Source organism: Blautia sp. NSJ-175, assembly GCF_022867815.1.
GTDB lineage: Bacteria > Bacillota > Clostridia > Lachnospirales > Lachnospiraceae > Blautia > Blautia celeris.
The window spans coordinates 77593-96552 of sequence record NZ_JALIFQ010000023.1 but is presented as its reverse complement, the minus strand read 5'-3'; the positions used below and the strand labels follow the sequence as shown (position 1 = coordinate 96552).

The window sequence follows — 18960 nt, the reverse complement described above, 5'->3', positions numbered from 1 at the left end:
TCGATCACACCGCCGACCAGTGTTACCAGGATACCCTGTGCCTGATAGCTCTTAACCAGGGCAACTGCTTCCTCTTTTGTAGGAGCGCTTCCCAGGATAACAGCAACACCGGGGATATCACCGGTTACAAGGGGTACACCCAGCTCACGGATCACAGCATCTGCCAGATGTCCGTAGCAGGGCTCTGTATACGGCTCTGCGCCGTCGATATATTTCAGAACTTCGATGAACTCTGCACAGAGAGCGGTCGCTACACCTGACATAAATACGTCATTTAATCTCATCTCTCTTGTCATCAGAGTTTTCACTACACCTAAAGCTTCTTTTAATTCTCCTAAAGTTTTAACCTTCACGCCTGTCACTGCATAGTAGCATGGTAAGCAGTAAGCGGTGTTCGGGAAGCTGACAGCCTTGTCAGCACCGTGCTGTTCGATTGCAGCATTAATAGCGCCTTCTGTTAATCCATAGACAGCGTCATTTCCACTAAATACGGTTTCAAATAATGTCAATGTTCTCTTCCTCCTGACCTTCTCATAATCCTTGGTCGATTATGTTTTTAATGTTTGTAATTTCCTCTTTTACAGTATTGCTGAAGTCATATGGAGACTTACCCTGACGGTCCGCATCCATCACTTCGGTGTTATAGTGAATGAATCCCAGCAAATCTTCCTGCGGTATATGCGCCTTCACAAACGCTTCATCCTCTTCGTTCCGAACCTTGTTGGCTACAACACGAACCTGTTTTACGCCCAGGTCCTTTGCCAGCCTTTTTACGTTCTTATAAGTCTGTACGCTTCTGGCACCCGGTTCAATGACCACAATGAACTGGTCCATGGATTCGGTAGTACCCCGGCCGAGGTGCTCCAATCCGGCTTCCATATCCATGATCACCACATCATCTCTGTGAAGCACCAGGTTATTGATGATCCTGCGGAGCATGACGTGCTCCGGGCATACACAACCGCCGCCGCCGGTTTCCACAGTACCAAGCACAAGCAGCTTGACTCCGTTCACTTCTTTGGAATATGTATCCGGGATATCGTCCACCTTTGGATTGATCCGGTAGAACTGATTTTCCTCATTGGCCCCGGTACGTTCTTCCACCAGCTTCCGCATCTTAGTAATGGGAACAATGGAATCCAGAGTTTCATCATCAAACCCAAGTGCCAGCCCCAGATTCGCATCCGGATCCACATCCGCAGCAAGCACCTTTCTTCCCTCATCCGCATATAAACGCGCCAGCGTCGCAGCAAAAGTAGTCTTTCCAACGCCGCCTTTTCCTGTTACTGCAATTTTCATGTCATTCACCTTTCCTGATAAAGATTAGATTCCAAGAGCAGCTCTCTTCTCTTCGATTCTTGCGATCATAGCATCGCCCAGTTTTTCAATATCTTTTTCAACTGTAAATGCAGCCTCTACCCATTCTCTTGTTCCGTTGGTCAGGATTTCAACCATTTCACTGGAACCTGCAGCGTACGGGTCAACACCTAAGAAGGTATCAATACCGGAACCAATTACATAGTTACCGATGGAAACTGCTTTTTCAGACATCCACTCAGGAGCACAGCCAACAACTGGAAGCTGGGAAATGTGCAGACCTGCGTCTTTTGCCAATGTAGCTGCCAGAACCAACATACGGCTGATATCTACGCATGAGCCCATGTGCAGTACCGGCGGAATGTCAGCCAGTTCACAAACTCTCTTAAGTCCGGCGCCGCAGACATCTTTCGCTCTCTTGTCCATCAGACCAGCTTTTGCAGCCGCCTGTGCAGAACATCCGGAAGCGATGATGATGATATCGTTAGCAACCAGTTTTTTCATAAGTTCAATATGAGCTAAGTCAGGACGAACTTTCGGGTTGTTACATCCAACCATTGCAACAGCACCACGGAGAACACCGGAGGTGATACACTCTAATAACGGTTTTGTGGTTCCCAGCTCATCTACCTGTGAGTTGGTTACGCCGTCCAGAGCTTTTACGATCGCTTCTGTGGAATATCCAACAGTTGCTTTCTGTTTCATCTGCGGAATATGTACCAGTTCGGGTTTTCTGTTTTTGTAGTTCTCGATAGCTGTCTTAACGATTAATTTTGCTTTCTCGCCTGCTGTGTGAGCATCGAATCTGATAAATTCAGAATCCGGCATCTGAGCAATCGGAGAAGTTGTGATGAATTTTGTGTGGAAACATTTGCTCAAAGGACCAAGTGCCGGGAAGATACACTGTACGTCTACGACGATCGCTTCACAAGCACCTGTCAGAACAACGTTTTCCTGCTGCAGGAAGTTACCGGCCATAGGAATACCACGGCGCATTGCAACTTCATTTGAGGTACAGCATACGCCGGATACGGTGATGCCTTTTGCACCCATCTCTTTTGCGTACGCGATCATTTCCGGATCATCTGCGAATTCACAGATCATCTCAGAAAGACTGGGATCATGTCCGTGAACAACGATATTGACATTCTCCTCAACCATAACGCCCAAGTTTGCTTCTGTCTCAATCGGCTTCGGTGTTCCGAACAGTACGTCTGAGAACTCTGTTCCCATCATGGAACCGCCCCATCCATCACTTAAGCCTGCACGGATCGCCTGTTTTACCAGTGCTTCCGGTTTGGAAGAACATCCCATGTGGCTCATATGTAAGGAACAGGAAACCTCGCGGTCGATTGCTCTTGGAGCAAGTTCATTCTTTTCCCACAGTTCCTGCTGTGATTCCGGTGCTCTCTTTAAGAATCTCTGAGTTCCGAAAGGTTTACCGTATTCCATCAGACCTGTCTCAGCAACTTCGTGTGCCAGATCATAGATATCTTTTCCTTCGGTCTCGATTCCCCACTCTTTTGCGATACGGATCAGTTTATCCGGATCTTTTACCTTATAACAGCCGTCAGCTGCAGATTCATATAAGGTATGGCAGATTTCACGGCCATGGTCAGAGTGTGTTGCAGAACCGCCTGCTGTAAATTTCAGGTAGTTACGTCCTACGATACCGTGTACATCACATCCGCAGATTCCTCTCGGAGCTTTTTTTGTAATACGGCATGGTCCCATTGTACAGATACGGCAGCAAACGCCTTCTTCACCAAATTTACAATGGGGTGTCTGATTTTTTACGCGGAACTGCCAAGCGTCAGCACCGACTTTTGCACCTGTTTCCAGGAGACGTGCAGTAGCAGCTTCAAATTCTTCTACTGTGGTTAATTTGAATTCACTCATGAATATCCTCCTTGTTTTTCGCCTCTTTTTGCTTTTTTATCCGGGTCCGCTTCCCCGGTTTTATAACTCCAGCTTGTCCACGATATCCCTGATCGCTTTTCTCACCGGTGAATCTTCCGGAAGCTTCACGATGGGTGTACCGTCGCAGTCGAAGTCATATACAGTTTCATCCTGCGGGACGATTCCCAAAAGGGTGAGGCCCTGTTTCTCTATCTCCTCTTTTGTGCCCGCATTGAGTACCCCGCCCGGCGCACGGTTGATGATAAGCCCAACCTGCTTCGGGTGCATGTCACATTCTTTTATCAGTTCCGCGATCCTGCCCACTGCCTGAACACCTCTTCTGGAGCAGTCGCTGACCAGAATCGCTGTCTGCATACTGGGAAGAACGCCTCTGCTGATATGCTCCATACCGGCTTCATTGTCCACGATGATATATGGATAATTCTTTTGCAGCTTTGCAAGCTGAGCCTGCAGAAGTCCATTCACGAAGCAGTAGCAGCCTTTCCCCTGGGTACGTCCCATGACAAGCAGGTCATAATCATCATTTTCAATCAATGCATCATCAAACTTGAATTCCATATAATCAGCTTTTGTCATTCCGGCCGGAATGGGATTTTCCTTTGACATCTCCGCACGGGCCACTTCCTCACGGATATCGCCCAGAGTTGCCTCAAGCTCCATGCCCAGGACTTCATTTAAGTTTGAATTCGCATCTGCATCTACTGCAAGAATCGGTCCCCTGCCTTTTTCAGCCAGATACTGGATGATCAGGCCTGTCAGGGTCGTCTTGCCTACGCCGCCTTTGCCGGCAATTGCAATTACATGTGCCATGAAAAGGGCACCTCCTAAAATATGATTTTAATACATTTTAAACAAGTGTGCGAAGACCGCATCTGTCAATGATTTCAGATACGTCTTTCCATTTGTTCAGAGCATACAGATGGATACCGTTAACGCCCAGTGCGCGGTACTCATCGATCTGTCTGATCGTGTACTCGATACCTGCCTCTTTGAATGCTGCTTTCTTTTCATCAACAGCAGCGTCGAACGGATCTTTGTCGAACGGATTCGGGAAGATCCAGTTTTTGGAGATGATCTCGCAAAGTTTACGCGGCATTACACAGCCATTACGTGACAGTGCCATATTGATTGTAGCAGCCTGATCCAGAATCGGCATAATTCCAACGTCAACCGGCATTGTAACGCCTGCAGTACGGATGGCATCCAGCCAGCGTTTGAACTGCTCCATATCCCAGCAAAGCTGAGTCATGATGTAGTCAGCACCGTTATCCTGTTTCTGTTTCAGGACAGCGATATCAGATTCAAGACTGCGGCATGCGATATGTCCTTCCGGTGAACCTGCTACAGCGATTTCGATCTTATCGCCGAATTCTTTGCGGACATAAGCTACCAGATCTGTTGCGTAAGCGAAATCTCCGCCGGTTCCTGTCCATCCGAATGGAAGGTCGCCGCGAAGTGCCAGCATATGATCTACGCCATTGTCCAGGTAATTCTGAAGCTGTTCTTTGATTCCTTCTGCGGTGTTACCGATACATGTAAAATGTGTTACCGGGATGGTTCCGGCGTCTTTGATCATTTTACATACATCCATGTTCTTGCCCACATTGGTTCCGCCCGCACCGTATGTACAGGAAATGTACTCCGGCTGGTACTTACAAAGATGCTCGATCGTTCCCGGCAGATTTTCCATACCTTTGTCTGTCTTTGGTGGGAACAGCTCAAATGAAAGGAGCATTTTGTTCTTCATTGCTTCAGATAATTTCATAGTTACTACCTCCGCTTTGTTTATTTATTTTTAAGGCCGAAGCCCTAAAATCGTGTGTTGGCACAGCAGAAAGTCCTCCATACTTTTTCTGCTGCTTACTGGCAGTCCAGCTTAACAAGGCTGTTTGCAAGGTCCACCATTAATATTTTACCGATAATGGTTCGCTCCTCGCCCATGATGTCACGTATGATAAGCTTTTCACCATCTACGTCGATTCTGCTCACATTTCTGCAGATGACCGTGTTGTCATCGCTTCTCTGTACAGTTGCAAGACACATAGCCTACGCCTCCTTCAAATGTTCTTTTACCAGTGTCAGTGCCAGGCCCAGACGCATATTTCCTTTCTGGAAATCAGCAACGCCTTCCTTGATGGTCTTGGCTGCATCTTCCATGCCAAGCTTTGACAGATTATCTGCCATCTGATCAAGCTCCTGTGCGTGATGCTCGTTGTGGGAAAGCATATAGTTCAAAAGTGCTACCACTTCCTCTGTACAATTTCCGCCACATTCGCCCTCTGAACAGCTGCTGCAGCCGTGGCTGTGTTCATGGCTGTGAACATGGTCATGCTCATGGTCATGTCCGTGAGGAACCATGTTGCCATTTTCGTCGTTGATTAAATGCATTTTTCCATCCTTTCCCTACTGCTTTTCCCGCTTTTGGGCGCAGTAAATGACAATAATTTATCAATAAATTCATTATACATGCTTTCGGCTTTTTTATCAAGTTATTCTTATGTTTTTTTAGAGGTTCAAGCGGTGAAAAACACGGAACTTCCGCCCCTGTTTTTTTCCACCTCTATCCTGCATTCTATACGCTCTTTTAACTCCGGCACATGGGAGATGATTCCCACCAGGCAGTCCTCCCTGGAAAGAGCCGATAAAGTCTCCACCGCAGTCTCCAAAGACTGCTCATCCAGACTGCCGAAACCCTCGTCAACAAACACGGTCTCCACCCGGATGCCACCCGCAAACTGCCCGATGACCCCGGAGACACCGAGGGCCAGGCTCAGCGCTGCCTGAAAGCTCTCTCCGCCGGACAGGGAACGGATGCTTCTCACCTTGCCGGTATGGTAATCATAGACATCCAGATCCAGGCCGGACCTGGACTGCAGATTTTCCTTTTCCTCCCGCACGAGCAGTTCGTATCTGCCTGAAGACATGTGTTCCAGCCGCCTGTTGGCCTCCTGGGTGATCATACGGAAATAAGCGGACTGCACATAGCGCTCCAGGGATATCTTCGGCTTTCCCTTCAGGCTGCCGCAGGCAGTGTCAGAAAGGCCCTGCAGAGCCAGCCTGGTCTTCTCTGTCCTGCTGCTCTCCTCAAACAATACCTGAAGCTGTCTGCGCACCTCTTTTGTCCTTTCAAGAGCACTGTACTCCTCCCGGAGTTTATTACGCACAATTTTCAGCTGCTGTTCCGCCCGCTGTATCTGTTCCCGTACCTCCTCCTCCGGGCACAGTTTCTTTCCGCGCAGGGAAGGCGCCAGGCTCCTGATCCTGATCTGCAGGTCCCTCACATGATTTTCATATGCCTGTGTTTCTTTCTCCATACGGTCCAGCTCTTCTCTGTCCAGACATGCCTCCATGGCCTTTGCCCTGCTTGGAAACTTCTGCTGTTTTACTTCCAGAAGCAGCTTTCCTTCTGCCTCTTTTCTTTCCTTTGCCAGCCTGGCTCCTCGTTTTTCACAGATCTGTGTCTCTCTTTCCGCGGCTGCCCGGCGCTGCGCATTCTCCTCCAGTCTTTTCCTGACCGCCTCTTGGGACGGAAGACCCGGGCGGCTTTTCGCCTTCTTTCTCTCCAGGCGCGCGTTTGTCTCTTTTATCAGTGAGGAGGCTTTTTTTTGCATGGCAGCACCGCTTTTTTTACCTGCCAGTACCTCTTCCCTGCGCAGATGCTCCATTCTGGTCTGCCATTCCTTCTCATTCTCCGCAAGGGCTGTCAGGGTCCTCTGCAGTTCTGCAGATGTCTTCTCCTTTTGTGCCTCCATCTCTTTCAGCGCTGCCTCGCTCAGCTCCTGTTTTTCACAGGCAGCCTTTGCCGGATGTACCCTGGAGCCGCATACGGGACAGGGTTTTCCTTCTTCCAGGTCCCTGGCCAGCAGGCCTGCCTGACTTCTGAAAAATTCCTCCCTGTAGGTTTCATAAGCGATTGCCTGCTCCTTCTGTGCCGTGATCTGCTTCTCTGCACTTTCCAGCAGTTCTTCCTTTCGTGATTCCAGTTTCAGAAGGACCTCAGCCTCCTGCTGCCATTTCCCGTAAAGCAAAAGCTGTTCTTCCAGCGCTGCTATCTCTGCGCTGAGCTTCTCTTCTTTCTCCGCAGCGGCTGCCTGGATAAGCAGTGCCTTTTTCTCCTGTTCCAGTTCCCTTGTCTGAGACTTCAGTTCCTTTATACGCACTTCCTCGTCAGTTTCCAACTTTTTTTTCGCTGCACAATCCTCGGCAAGAGGTTTGATATAAAGATTTGCCTTCTTCCCCTCAGACAGCTTTTTTTCCAGCTCTCTGATCTGTCCGGCCTGCACTTTTGTCCCTTCCAGCTCCCGCCTCAGGGCATCCAGGTTCTTCAGTTCTCCGTTATCCTTTTGTATCCGTTCCAGATTTTTAAGGGCTCTGTTTTTTTCTTTTTCCAGGCGCTGCTCCTCCTTCCGGCTGCTCTTTTCCTTTTCCCGGGAGGAAAGGATACGGCTGTCAAGAACCGCGAAAATATCCTCTTTTTCCCTGTCCCCCAGTGTACATTCCGGATGCAGCGCATCCCAGGACTCCAGGACCTGCCTGCGGCGCTCTTCCCTCAGCCTTTCTTCCTCCCGCTGCTGCATACTCATGCTTTTCAGACGGTCCGCGATGATTTTATAGAATTCCGTGTCGAATACTTTCCGGAAAATCTCGCTTCTCATGTCACTTTTTGCCAGCAGAAGGTTCATGAATTCACCTTGGGCAATCATGGAAACCTGTTTAAACTGCCTGTAATCAAGCCCCAGAATATCCTGCAGCTTCTGGTTCACTGCCCTTCTTCCCGTCAGCACACTTTTGTCCGGGCACTCCAGAAGCGCTTCATGCTTCCTGTTCAAATTAAACGTCCTGGTCACCTGATACTGCTCTCCTTTGTGGGAAAACAGCAGACGCACTTTGCTCATGGCCTTCTCCTCCACATAATCGCTGTGGAGATTTTCAGGCTTTCTGACTTCCGTGCTGGCTGCGTCGTACAGCGCAAAGGCAATGCCGTCGAAGATTGTCGTTTTGCCGGCTCCTGTGTCACCGCAGATCAGAAACAGCCCTGCTCTCTGACAATTCTCAAAAGAGATACAGGTATTGCCCGCATAAGGCCCAAAAGCCTCCATCTCCAGCTCTATCGGTCTCATACTCCCACCTCTTCCATGCTTTTGATCACCTCTTCAAGCAGCTCCTGTTCTGTGTCAGACATGGGAATCCCATTCTGTTTTTCATAAAATTCCCCGAACAGATCAAGGGGTGTTTTTTTCAGACACTGCAGCTCTGCACTGCCCGATATGCCACCGGATCTGCTCCGGCGGTTTTCGACGGCAAATTCCAGCATACCAGGAAATATTTTTCTAAGCCTCTCCATCGGATGCTCCAGAGTCTCCTCATCGGTCATGACTATGGACAGATAATATCCTTCTCTGTATTTCCTGTATTTTTCCGAAGCGAGGGCCTCCATGGTATCCTTTAGGACAGCCATCTCTGTTTTTGGTTCCAGTGGAAGCTTCCTGACGGACAGACTTCCTTTCTCTCTGAGCTCTGCCACAGTCACGGACTTTGTCTGATTCCATTCAGAAAAAGAATATTTCAGGGGAGAACCTGCATACCGTATCTTTACATCCCCCATTTTCTGCGGTCTGTGGATATGCCCCAGCGCCACATAGTCAAATACTCCAAAGACTGAGGCATCCACCTGATCGATACCGCCCAGGGAACGCTGTTCCGAATCGGAGATTTCCGGCTTTCTGCCTCCTGCCGTGACAAACTGATGTGCCAGAAGCAGGTTCCGCTCTTCCCTGTGAAGCACCGCGCCATGCAGTGCGGTTTTCACGGCCTCCTCATAAGTTTCCGGAATTTCCTCCGCAAATGGGCGGAGCATACCGGGCCGCAGAAAAGGAAGCATCCACACATGAATCGGGCCGAACGCATCACTCAGCACAATATGTTCCGGCCCCCCTTTAAACGTACCTGCAATATGAATCCCCTCTTTTTTTAAGATCCCGCTGGCAAACTGAAGCCTCTGGGCTCCGTCGTGGTTGCCGCTGATCAAAAATGTCTGTATCCCACGGACGGACAATTCTTCCAGAAACCAGTCCAGCAGCCCCACAGCCTCCGAGGAGGGAATGGACTTATCGTAAATATCCCCGCACAGCAAAACAGCTTCCGGCTTCTCCTCATCAGACATGGCCACAACACGGCTTAATATATACTGCTGTTCTTTCCACAGCGGCTCCCCAAGCAGCTTTTTTCCCAGGTGCAGATCCGCCATATGAAAAAATTTCATTCGATATCCTCCACTGCCATATTTTGGCATTTCGTTGCATTTTAGCTTGCACTTCTTATAATAGTAGCACGGATTTATTAAAAAGTTAATAAATTCGGAGTAAATATTTCACATTTCTATGGTAAACTGTCTAAGTATCCGGCAGAAATAACACAGTGAGCATGGATTGAAATAAGGTAATATTTAAAGGAGGGACTGTTATGTCTTTCAACGAAAAAATCATTCTGAACGATGGCCGCCAGATGCCGCTTCTGGGTCTGGGTGTCTACAAAGCCGTCGGTGAGAACGAGGTGGAACAAGCGATCGCAGATGCCGCAGATGCCGGCTACCGTCTCATAGACACCGCTTCTGTTTATAAAAACGAAGACGGCGTGGGGCGCGGAATCAAGGCTCTTACCATACCAAGAGAGGAATTATTCGTTACAACGAAAATATGGAATACCGCACAGAGAATCGGCGACGTGGAAGATACTTTCAACAGAAGTCTGGAGCGCCTGGGACTTGATTATGTGGATTTATATCTGATCCACTGGCCTGTGCCCGGCTGTTATACAGACACCTGGAAAGCTCTAGAAAAGCTCCAGACACAAGGGCGTGTGAAATCTATCGGCGTCTCTAACTTCCACATACATGACCTGGAAATGCTGAAAAAAGTCTCTGACGTGGTACCCGCAGTCAATCAGGTGGAATTCCATCCGCTGTTCAACCAGCCGGAGCTTCTGTCCTACTGCAGGGAGAACAATATTGCGGTACAGGCCTATGCGCCTCTTGCCCGGGGTGCCTATCTCCACAGCCAGCTTCTTCTGGAGATCGGAAGAAAATACCAGAAGACTACCGCACAGATCGGACTTCGCTGGGCAGTCCAGCAGGGAATATCCGTCATTCCCAAGTCCGTACACAAAGAACGCATCAGAGAAAATGCGGAAATCTTTGATTTTTCCCTGACCCGTGAGGAGATGGATGCCATTACTGCTATGGATGCCCACCAGCGCACTGCCGGTATCCCTGAGGATATGATTCCCTACTATAAGGACTGATATCCAAAAACATCATACATACCGGGGTTTTCCCCATACAAAAAGTACCGCAGGAGTATTTGATATCACTCTGTGCGGTACTTTTTCTTCTCATTTGTTCATTTCTTTTAATTTCTTCTGAGCGCTTCGATGGGACTCAGCTTCGCTGCTTTTCTGGCAGGGTATACGCCGAAAAGGATACCGATTCCTGATGAAAACAGGGTTGCGATCAGGATTGTAGACACCTTGATTCCCGGTGCGAATCCCAGGGTAGGTATGGAACAGACCGCATAGGCCAGCAGCACACCGATAATGATGCCGATCACACCGCCAATGCAGGCGATAATGGCAGATTCCGCCAAAAACTGGACCATAACAGAGGAGGTTCTGGCTCCCAGGGATTTCCTGATGCCAATCTCTCTTGTTCTCTCCGTCACGGACACAAGCATAATGTTCATGACACCGATGCCGCCTACCAGCAGGGAGATTCCTGCCACTAAGGCGATAAATCCTGTGATCATGTTCAGCATGGAGTTGATCTGCTTCATCTGGTCATTGAAGTCCTCCATGTCATAATAATTCTTTCCCTGACTGTAGTGGCGCTGGTTCAGCAGCGCAATGGCATCATTTGCCACCTGACCGGTATCTGCACTGCCGTCTGTGGTGATGTACAGATAATTGGTCACAGAAGTGTCATAGCCGAAATTCTCCATGGCCGTATAAGGAATATCCGCGGATATTCTTTTCACATCCCCATAATCCACGGAAACCATATTTCCCAGATTCTCCTGCTCCACGATTCCGATGATGGTAAAGTCCACAGTGCTCTGGTAGACACTGAATTCCAGATTCATGCCCAGAACATCATCTGTGCCGAAAAGGGAAATGGCATCTTTTTTACTGATCACACAAACTTTATTTCCTGTATCGATATCACTCTGGTTAAAATAGCGTCCGCTTACCACTTTCCACTTGGAAATCTCCTGCTGGGCCGTTCCTCCGCCTGTAACGGACAGATCAAACTGGCCCTTTGAGGACTGGGTCGTACCCGAATCGGAAAATATAGGGGAAGTTCCTGTCACTCCGGGGATTTCCTGCTCGATCGCAGCGAAATCATCCGCGTTCATATATTCCTCCCGCTTGAGCCCCTCTTCATTGGAATAAATGCAGATCTGTCCCCCGGCAATGGAATTGAGCTGCCGGTTCATCTCACCCTGAAATCCGGAACCCACTGACATAATGGTGATAACAGAGGAGATACCTATAATGATTCCCAGCATGGTCAGAAGGGAGCGGCCTTTGTTTGCCCTGATATTCTGCAGAGCCATCTTCAAGTATTCTGCTAACTGTGCCATAGGCTACTCCTTTACCACATCTGCAGTCTGCGCGCCGGACGTGCTGCCCGCAGCCGTCTCATCCACCTTCATGCCCTCCGCAAATCCGTCCGGAAGCTCAGTGATCACGGAATCGCCCGGCTTCAGGCCGCTCTTGATCTCTGTGTACTCAGAAGATGAAATTCCGGTCTCCACTTCCTGCCTGGCGATCACGCCGTCTTTGACCACATAGCAGAAGGTACTGTCCTTTCCTGTGTTCACCGCATTGGCAGGAACACTCACAACGCCCTTGGCACTGCCGGTCTCAATCGATACCTTTGCCTCCACGCCTAAGAAAATGTTGTCATCCGGATTGTCGATCTTAACCTCAGCCCAGATGACCGGCGCGCCTTTTTCATTGGTGGTAGCCATCTTGCTGATACGTGAGACAGTTCCCTTGTATGTATGGTCTGCTATGGTGATGGATGCCTTCTGGCCTTCCTTCAGCTTGTCATAATCGTATTTTGACACGGTCACATTGACTGCCACCTCCTCGTTGCTGGCAATGGTAATAAGCTCCATGCCCTGTGTGGCTGCAGAGCCCTGCGACGTGTCTGCTTTGGAGACGATTCCTGAAAACTCAGCCTGAAGTCCCTGTTTCCCCTTTTCCAGCAGTTCTTCCAGGGTAGCTGCCTCCAGCTCGGCTATATTGTTGGTGGCCTGCATCTGCGCTTTGGCTGCTTCTGTCACCTGTACACCATCCGCGCTGTCTGCCAGACTCTTCTGTTCGGCAAGTTCTGACTGCAGCTCTGAGAGCTCTGTGGTGGCACTCTCCAGTTCATTCTGCCACTCTACAATCTGGGCATCGGTTGTCGGATCAGAAGCAGACTGGCTTTCGATCTGATCGATCTGAAGCTGTGTCACCTCATCACTCTTGTCATTGATCTGTGAAGTCAGGTCATCGATCGCCGGCTCCATGTTTTCCGCCTGGGCCTTTAAATCCTTCATTTGTCTTTCCAGATCTGCGGTATCCTGATTATTTTTCTTTGCCTCGGCAATAGACGCCTGCAGCTCCTCTGCCTGGGCATTTAGCTGCTGCTGTTCGCCTTTCTGGGCTTCAAGGTCCTGCTGCAGCTTGGTCAGATCTGCCTGTGCCTGGGTCAGAGCCACGCTGACCTCTGTGGATGTCTGCTTTGCCCAATCGCTCAGTTCCCTTGTCCTGTCCGCAATGGCCGTTTTCAGAGATGCCACATACTCCTGGTAGCTGTCCACATTGGCCTGCAGTGTGGGGACTTTACCGGCTGCTTCATTGGCCTTCTGCTGTGTCTGGGCTGCCTTTGCCATACTGTCCTTGGAACCGTTTACCGTGGCGCTTACATTGAGCTGTGCCTTCTGGTTATCCTGTTCCAGTGTGGACACGTCAAAAGCAACCAGAGAGTCTCCCGGCTTCACCACTTCCCCCACCTTGAGAGGATACTGGGCTATAGCGGCATTGACGGGCGAAAAATATGTCTTTGTCCTGAGACTCTCCACAGTACCGCTGGTATCCACCTTTGCCGTCAGATCCTCTTTGGTGACAGCGCTTACCGGTACCTGGGGCAGAGCCTTCGGCGTCATTTTTGATGCCGCAAAACTCACAGCAATAATAGCCACAACGACACCGCCGATGATCAGCGGCACTTTTTTCTTTTTCTTTCCTGTTTTCACAGTGTCGGGAAGATTTTCTTTATTCTTTCTCAACATGGTGTGCTCCTTCCTCGTAATGCTCATTTAATCTGTCTGATTCGATTTTTCCGTCCATAATACGGATAATACGGCGTGCCTGGGCGGCAATGCCGTCATCATGGGTGATCAGGATAACTGTCCTGCCTTCCTTGTGCAGCTCCTTCAAAATCTGCAGGATTTCCTTGCTGGATGCGGAATCCAGGTTACCTGTAGGCTCATCTGCCAGGATCACAGGCGGCCTGGCGGCAATAGCTCTGGCTATGGCAACCCTCTGCTGCTGTCCGCCGGACATCTCCGAGGGCTTGTGGTCCATACGGTTCTCCAGACCTACCATCTTCAGGGCATCCCGGGAAAGCTCCCTTCTCTTCTGTCTGCCGAGACCTCTGTAAATAAGAGGCAGCTCCACATTCTCCAGTGCGTTCAGATTGGCGATCAGATTAAATCCCTGGAAGATAAATCCAATCTCCCGGTTGCGTATCTCTGAAAGCTGGTTATCCTTTAAATGAGATACATCCTGTCCGTGGAGACAGTAGGACCCCTCTGTGGGCACATCCAGACACCCCAGCATATTCATAAGTGTGGATTTTCCTGAGCCGGACTGTCCGATGATCGCAACAAATTCCCCTTCATCGATCTGCAGGTCCACATGGTCCAGTGCACGCACCTCATTCTCACCCGGATTATATATTTTGCAGATTCCTGAGAGCCGGATCAGATTCTGCGGCGACTCTTCTCTTTTCACTTCTGTATTGTTTTCCATACACACATCCTCCCCTGCATCTTTCATGCAGTGCAATTTTTATCATTGTACTACATCATTAGTACAACCATACATCACAATTATTAAATTGTCAATTTGGAAATCCGAAAACTTTTCTTAACGTTCCCTAAAGAATTCTTTAGAAAAGAAATGAGGGCATACTGCGCCCTCACTTCCAACTTTCATCCCAGGATTCAATTTTCTTATCTCTCACCATCAGGTCAGATACGGCCTCCGCCGGAGTCTTGCCCTCAAAGAGCACCCGGTTCACCTGTTCGATGATCGGCATCTCCACCCCGTATTTTTCTGCCAGTTCCCTTCCGGCTTTCGCGGAGAAAACGCCTTCCACCACCATATTCACCTCATCCATGGCCTCCTGCATGGAGCGCCCCTGCCCCATGAGAAATCCTGCCCTGCGGTTACGGCTGTGGACGCTGGCGCAGGTAACGATCAGGTCGCCGATTCCGGAAAGTCCGTAAAAGGTATCCGGACGTGCTCCCATGGCGATTCCCAGTCTTGCGATCTCCGCCATTCCGCGGGTGATCAGCGCCGCTTTCGTGTTGTCCCCGTATCCAAGGCCGTCCGCGGTTCCCGCTGCCAGGGCAATGACATTTTTCAGGGCTCCGCCCAGTTCTATCCCCAGCATGTCCGGGCTGATATACACGCGGAACGCGGGACTCATAAAGATATTCTGCAGATATTCCGCAGTTTCTTTTCTTTTTGCCCCCACCACGCAGGTCGTAGGCAGATTCCTGCTGACTTCCTCCGCGTGGCTGGGTCCTGAGAGAACGCATGCCTGGGAATTGGGGATCTCCTCCTCTATCATATCCGTCAGGGTTGTGAGGGTGTGCTCCTCAATCCCCTTCGCCACATTGACAATAAGCTGTCCGTAACGGATATAAGGATTCATCTTCCTTGCGGTAGAGCGGACCGCCACGGACGGCACTGCCAGAACGATCACATCTTTTCCCGCCAGCGCCTCCTCCAGACTGCTGGTAATGTGAAGCTTTTCCGGCAGTCTGACACCGGGCAGCTTTGCTTTATGCTCCCTTGTCCTTCGCAGCTCCTCCGCCTGTTCCTCCCTGTGAGACCACAGAACCGTGTCGTGCCCATTGCCGCAAAGCAGCATGGACAGGGCGGTTCCCCAGCTTCCTGCTCCAATCACACTTACTTTTGCCATGCTATCCCTCCATACTGTATTTCCTTAATGTTTCCCCAGATAAATCTTGTTCTCATTGCCGCGGATCAAACGCACAATGTTCTGTCTGTGCCGCCAGAAGGCCAGCGCCATCAGAAGCAGAGCCAGTATGTACATCTCATGGAGCACTCCCGGGTCCACATCATATCTGCCGATCTGCCCTGAGACGATCACGCCCACAGCAAAGAAGAAGTATCCCAGCAGAGATCCCAGAGACACATAGTGGCTCAGGAAAAAGGCCGTAAAAAATACCACGGCACAAATCAAAAACAACCGCCAGTCAAAAGCTGCCACCAGCCCCACAGAGGCTGCGATCCCTTTCCCTCCTTTAAAATGCAGATAGAAGGGAAAGTTATGTCCCAGGATACATCCGGCTCCGGCGTACAGCTCCAGCAGCCTGACAAGCTGCGGGTGGCTCCTGCCGAAGAGCAGATAAACGGCCAGGATCGCCAGGGCGCATTTGAGGCAGTCCCCCAGAAGGGTAACCGCCCCTGCCTTCTTGCCCAGGGTGCGGAGCGCATTGGTAGTCCCCGCATTCCCGCTTCCGTGTTCCCGGATATCAATTCCGTTTTTTCTTCCGTAAATATAAGAGGTCTGGAACAGACCAAACGCATAACCAATCAGCAGACTTACAATTCGTACCAGCATTTGTCATCCTACTCCTTTTCTTTGCGTTCCCTTATAATGAATTTCAGGGAGGTTCCCTTAAATCCAAAGGTATCTCTGATCTTATTCTCCAGATATCTGGTGTAGGAGAAATGCATCAGTTCCTTGTCATTGACGAAAATAACGAATGTAGGAGGCTTAACCGCCACCTGGGTAATGTAAAACAGCTTCAGGCGCTTGCCCTTGTCAGAAGGCGGCTGCTGCATGGCAACGGCCTCTGTCATGATCTCATTGAGCACACCGGTCTGCACCCGCAGTGTCTGATTCTCCAATACCATATCAATGGCCTCAAAAAGCTTTGGTATCCTCTGCCCTGTCTCAGCGGAAATAAAAATGATCTCCGCGTACGGCATGTAGGACAGAACCTCTCTGACTTTATTGGTAAACTTGTAGATCGTCTTATCATTTTTCTCGATGGCATCCCACTTATTCACTGCAATGATGATACCCTTGCCTCTCTCATGGGCAATACCTGCGATCTTGGCATCCTGCTCTGTAACGCCCTCTGTGGCATCGATCATCATGACTACCACATCCGCGCGCTCCACAGCCGTCACGGTACGGATAATACTGTAGCGCTCCAGCTCCTCTTTGATCTTGCTCTTCCTTCTGAGTCCTGCCGTATCGATGAAAATATACTCTTTATCCTTCCATTCCACCTTTGTATCAATGGCATCTCTGGTGGTTCCCGCAATATCGGATACGATGACACGGGATTCCCCGATCAGCTTGTTGATCAGTGAGGATTTTCCCACGTTTGGTTTTCCCACCACGGCGATCTTAGGAATATCTTCCTCCTCACCGTCTTCTGCGTCCTCATCAAAGTACTCCACCACTTTTTCCAGCATATCACCGATTCCCAGCTTTCCGGTGGCAGAAACCGGCACCGGCTCCCCAATCCCCAGATTATAGAACTCATAGGTATCCATAATAAACTTGTCAAAATTATCTACCTTATTCACCACCAGAATCACGGGCTTACCGCTTCTTCTGAGCATGTCCGCCACCTTGGCATCGGAATCCACAAGACCCTGGCGCACATCTGTAATGAAAATGATCACATCTGCAGTATCTATGGCGATCTGCGCCTGCTCCCGCATCTGTGACAGGATAATATCCCTGCTGTCCGGCTCAATACCACCGGTGTCAATTAACGTAAAGGATTTATCCAGCCAGTTCACATCTGCGTAGATACGGTCTCTGGTCACCCCCGGCGTATCCTTTACAATGGATATCTTCTCTCCTGCCAGGGCGTTAAAAAGTGTGGACTTTCCCACATTAGGTCGTCCAACAATTGCTACTATCGGTTTGCTCATACATCTGTCTCCTTCTATGTGCTCTTCCCGCCTCTTTTTCCAGAAGGGCTGACACCAGGGAGGCGCCGTCCTCTTCCACTATTTTTACGGAAATTTTTAACTGTTCTTCCACCTGCTCTACGGTTACATCATCCAGAAATACATTCTCCCCGCTCCTGAGCAGATTGCAGGGCAGAAGCAGGTATTCTCCCAGAGGCCTGCCCTGAAGCTGTGCTATGATATCCTGCCCGGTCAGAAGACCGGACACTGTGATCTTCTCTCCGAAGAAATGGTTGCGGATACAGTATCCGTGGATCTTAACCTTTGGATAAAGTGTTTCGATCCGGTCCGCGTATCTGCGGATAAAAGGATACGCCAGGGAACCGGTGGCAAAGGACACCTCCAGCGCCCGCTCATCTCCGGAAAGTCCAGCGACAGCCTCCTCTACTTCGTTCTCCAGCAGGCGCAGCATACCCACACCGTTCTCAAGCTGCAGGTAGCCGTCATACCTCTCTTCAGGAGGCAGCTTGCGCCCGGCAGTCAGATACCATTCATCACTTGCGTGGATAAAATGTAATCCATATTCTTCATATAACCGTTTCTGCCATGTTTCAATCAGGGAAATCACATTTTCGGCATCTTCTTTTCCAAAGGACTGAAGCGGGTACAGTCCATCCCTGTATTTGCTCAGCCCCACAGGCACAACAGAAACGCTTTTCAGGTGGGGCAGGTATTTTGCCAGCTCCTCAATACTTCTCTCCAGCTCTTTGCCGTCATTGAGCCCTTTGCAGAGCACAATCTGGCCATTCATCTCAATTCCCGCCTCATAGAGTCTCTGCACTTTAGGGAAAATGTCCCCGGCAAAACGGTTGTGCAGCATTTTACAGCGAAGCTCGGGGTTGGTCGTATGGAAAGAAATGTTGATAGGCCCCAGATGATAGTGGATGATCCTGTCAATATCATGGTCGCTCATATTGGTGAGCGTCACATAATTTCCCTGTAAAAAGGAGAGACGGGAATCATCATCTTTAAAATAGAGGGTCTCTCTCATGCCCGGGGGCATCTGGTCAATAAAGCAAAAGACACAATGATTGCTGCAGGAACGGTATTCGTCCATGAGACTGTTCTCAAATACGATTCCCAAGTCTTCCTCGTAATCCTTCTCCACCTCCAGCTCCCATTGCTCACCGTCCGCTTTCTGCACAAGAACCTCTATATACTCATCATTCACCAAATAGTGGTAGTCAAAGACATCCTCAATCTCCTGTCCGTTGATAGACAGAAGTTCATCCCCCGGAGCCAGTTCCAGCTCCTCGGCAATGCTTCCGGCTTCCACTTCCCGGATGATATGTCTGCATTTTTTCACAATTTCTCCTCATTTCTAAACGGGTCTTTTTATGCCCGCTATTTATTATCATACCAATAAAGCATAAAAAAAGCAATAATTTCCTTGACGTTGCTCACTTTCTGATGTTATAACTTAATGTG

16 protein-coding genes and 1 pseudogene are annotated in these 18960 nt (G+C 49.6%); 1 reads left to right on the top strand and 16 read right to left on the bottom strand.

The window, feature by feature from the left end; all coding sequences use genetic code 11:
• From MUB35_RS25180 to MUB35_RS25140, 9 genes and pseudogenes are all read right to left on the bottom strand, one after another.
• A pseudogene (locus MUB35_RS25180) lies at positions 1-509 on the bottom strand (acetyl-CoA decarbonylase/synthase complex subunit alpha/beta); the annotation flags it as partial.
• Between the two features lie 22 nt (positions 510-531).
• Positions 532-1299, bottom strand: a complete 768-nt coding sequence (locus MUB35_RS25175) for an ATP-binding protein (RefSeq protein WP_033142869.1) — start codon at positions 1297-1299, stop codon at positions 532-534.
• A 24-nt stretch (positions 1300-1323) separates the two neighbouring features.
• Positions 1324-3216 (bottom strand): anaerobic carbon-monoxide dehydrogenase catalytic subunit, encoded by a 1893-nt coding sequence (gene cooS, locus MUB35_RS25170; protein ID WP_033142868.1) that lies wholly within the window; start codon positions 3214-3216, stop codon positions 1324-1326.
• Positions 3217-3276: 60 nt separating this feature from the next.
• Positions 3277-4047 (bottom strand): ATP-binding protein, encoded by a 771-nt coding sequence (locus tag MUB35_RS25165; protein WP_033142867.1) that lies wholly within the window; start codon positions 4045-4047, stop codon positions 3277-3279.
• Between the two features lie 37 nt (positions 4048-4084).
• Positions 4085-5002, bottom strand: coding sequence for a methylenetetrahydrofolate reductase (locus MUB35_RS25160; RefSeq protein WP_033142866.1), 918 nt, complete (start codon positions 5000-5002; stop codon positions 4085-4087).
• A gap of 95 nt (positions 5003-5097) precedes the next feature.
• Positions 5098-5280, bottom strand: a complete 183-nt coding sequence (locus tag MUB35_RS25155; protein WP_033142865.1) for a CooT family nickel-binding protein — start codon at positions 5278-5280, stop codon at positions 5098-5100.
• A gap of 3 nt (positions 5281-5283) precedes the next feature.
• Positions 5284-5625, bottom strand: coding sequence for a cobalt transporter (locus MUB35_RS25150; RefSeq protein ID WP_018597545.1), 342 nt, complete (start codon positions 5623-5625; stop codon positions 5284-5286).
• 125 nt (positions 5626-5750) lie between these two features.
• Positions 5751-8357, bottom strand: coding sequence for an SbcC/MukB-like Walker B domain-containing protein (locus MUB35_RS25145; RefSeq protein ID WP_244807026.1), 2607 nt, complete (start codon positions 8355-8357; stop codon positions 5751-5753).
• Complete coding sequence (locus tag MUB35_RS25140) at positions 8354-9499, bottom strand: exonuclease SbcCD subunit D (RefSeq protein WP_244807025.1); 1146 nt, start codon at positions 9497-9499, stop codon at positions 8354-8356. The genes MUB35_RS25145 and MUB35_RS25140 overlap by 4 nt, the downstream gene beginning before the upstream one ends.
• Before the next feature lie 200 nt (positions 9500-9699).
• Here MUB35_RS25140 and MUB35_RS25135 point away from each other — a divergent pair, with 200 nt between their 5' ends.
• Positions 9700-10536 carry an aldo/keto reductase gene (locus tag MUB35_RS25135; RefSeq protein ID WP_033142862.1) on the top strand — a complete coding sequence of 279 codons (837 nt, stop codon included), beginning with the start codon at positions 9700-9702 and terminating at the stop codon, positions 10534-10536.
• A gap of 107 nt (positions 10537-10643) precedes the next feature.
• Here the strand turns inward: MUB35_RS25135 and MUB35_RS25130 are convergent, their stop codons facing one another.
• From MUB35_RS25130 to MUB35_RS25100, 7 genes are all read right to left on the bottom strand, one after another.
• On the bottom strand, positions 10644-11870 hold the full coding sequence (locus MUB35_RS25130; RefSeq protein ID WP_033142861.1) for an ABC transporter permease: 1227 nt from the start codon (positions 11868-11870) through the stop codon (positions 10644-10646).
• 3 nt (positions 11871-11873) lie between these two features.
• On the bottom strand, positions 11874-13571 hold the full coding sequence (locus tag MUB35_RS25125; RefSeq protein ID WP_244807024.1) for an efflux RND transporter periplasmic adaptor subunit: 1698 nt from the start codon (positions 13569-13571) through the stop codon (positions 11874-11876).
• The gene (locus MUB35_RS25120; protein WP_052099639.1) at positions 13555-14313 is read right to left on the bottom strand and encodes an ABC transporter ATP-binding protein; all 759 of its coding nucleotides are present in this window, start codon (positions 14311-14313) and stop codon (positions 13555-13557) included. Before MUB35_RS25120 ends, MUB35_RS25125 begins: the two co-directional genes overlap by 17 nt.
• 169 nt (positions 14314-14482) lie before the next feature.
• On the bottom strand, positions 14483-15493 hold the full coding sequence (locus MUB35_RS25115; RefSeq protein WP_033142859.1) for an NAD(P)H-dependent glycerol-3-phosphate dehydrogenase: 1011 nt from the start codon (positions 15491-15493) through the stop codon (positions 14483-14485).
• Positions 15494-15517: 24 nt separating this feature from the next.
• The gene (plsY, locus tag MUB35_RS25110) at positions 15518-16159 is read right to left on the bottom strand and encodes a glycerol-3-phosphate 1-O-acyltransferase PlsY (RefSeq protein ID WP_033142858.1); all 642 of its coding nucleotides are present in this window, start codon (positions 16157-16159) and stop codon (positions 15518-15520) included.
• Positions 16160-16167: 8 nt separating this feature from the next.
• On the bottom strand, positions 16168-17493 hold the full coding sequence (gene der, locus MUB35_RS25105; protein ID WP_244807023.1) for a ribosome biogenesis GTPase Der: 1326 nt from the start codon (positions 17491-17493) through the stop codon (positions 16168-16170).
• Entirely contained in the window at positions 17456-18838 is a 1383-nt protein-coding gene (locus MUB35_RS25100; RefSeq protein ID WP_244807022.1) for a DUF512 domain-containing protein, read from the bottom strand. Before MUB35_RS25100 ends, der begins: the two co-directional genes overlap by 38 nt.
• Positions 18839-18960 lie beyond the last annotated feature (122 nt).

Coding starts and splice junctions, on each gene's coding strand:
- MUB35_RS25155 (WP_033142865.1), bottom strand. CDS start 5,280: ATGTGTCTTGCAACTGTACAGAGAAGCGATGACAACACGGTCATCTGC.
- plsY (WP_033142858.1), bottom strand. CDS start 16,159: ATGCTGGTACGAATTGTAAGTCTGCTGATTGGTTATGCGTTTGGTCTG.
- MUB35_RS25135 (WP_033142862.1), top strand. CDS start 9,700: ATGTCTTTCAACGAAAAAATCATTCTGAACGATGGCCGCCAGATGCCG.
- cooS (WP_033142868.1), bottom strand. CDS start 3,216: ATGAGTGAATTCAAATTAACCACAGTAGAAGAATTTGAAGCTGCTACT.
- MUB35_RS25175 (WP_033142869.1), bottom strand. CDS start 1,299: ATGAAAATTGCAGTAACAGGAAAAGGCGGCGTTGGAAAGACTACTTTT.
- MUB35_RS25145 (WP_244807026.1), bottom strand. CDS start 8,357: ATGAGACCGATAGAGCTGGAGATGGAGGCTTTTGGGCCTTATGCGGGC.
- MUB35_RS25130 (WP_033142861.1), bottom strand. CDS start 11,870: ATGGCACAGTTAGCAGAATACTTGAAGATGGCTCTGCAGAATATCAGG.
- MUB35_RS25115 (WP_033142859.1), bottom strand. CDS start 15,493: ATGGCAAAAGTAAGTGTGATTGGAGCAGGAAGCTGGGGAACCGCCCTG.
- der (WP_244807023.1), bottom strand. CDS start 17,493: ATGAGCAAACCGATAGTAGCAATTGTTGGACGACCTAATGTGGGAAAG.
- MUB35_RS25160 (WP_033142866.1), bottom strand. CDS start 5,002: ATGAAATTATCTGAAGCAATGAAGAACAAAATGCTCCTTTCATTTGAG.
- MUB35_RS25165 (WP_033142867.1), bottom strand. CDS start 4,047: ATGGCACATGTAATTGCAATTGCCGGCAAAGGCGGCGTAGGCAAGACG.
- MUB35_RS25125 (WP_244807024.1), bottom strand. CDS start 13,571: ATGTTGAGAAAGAATAAAGAAAATCTTCCCGACACTGTGAAAACAGGA.
- MUB35_RS25140 (WP_244807025.1), bottom strand. CDS start 9,499: ATGAAATTTTTTCATATGGCGGATCTGCACCTGGGAAAAAAGCTGCTT.
- MUB35_RS25120 (WP_052099639.1), bottom strand. CDS start 14,313: ATGGAAAACAATACAGAAGTGAAAAGAGAAGAGTCGCCGCAGAATCTG.
- MUB35_RS25150 (WP_018597545.1), bottom strand. CDS start 5,625: ATGCATTTAATCAACGACGAAAATGGCAACATGGTTCCTCACGGACAT.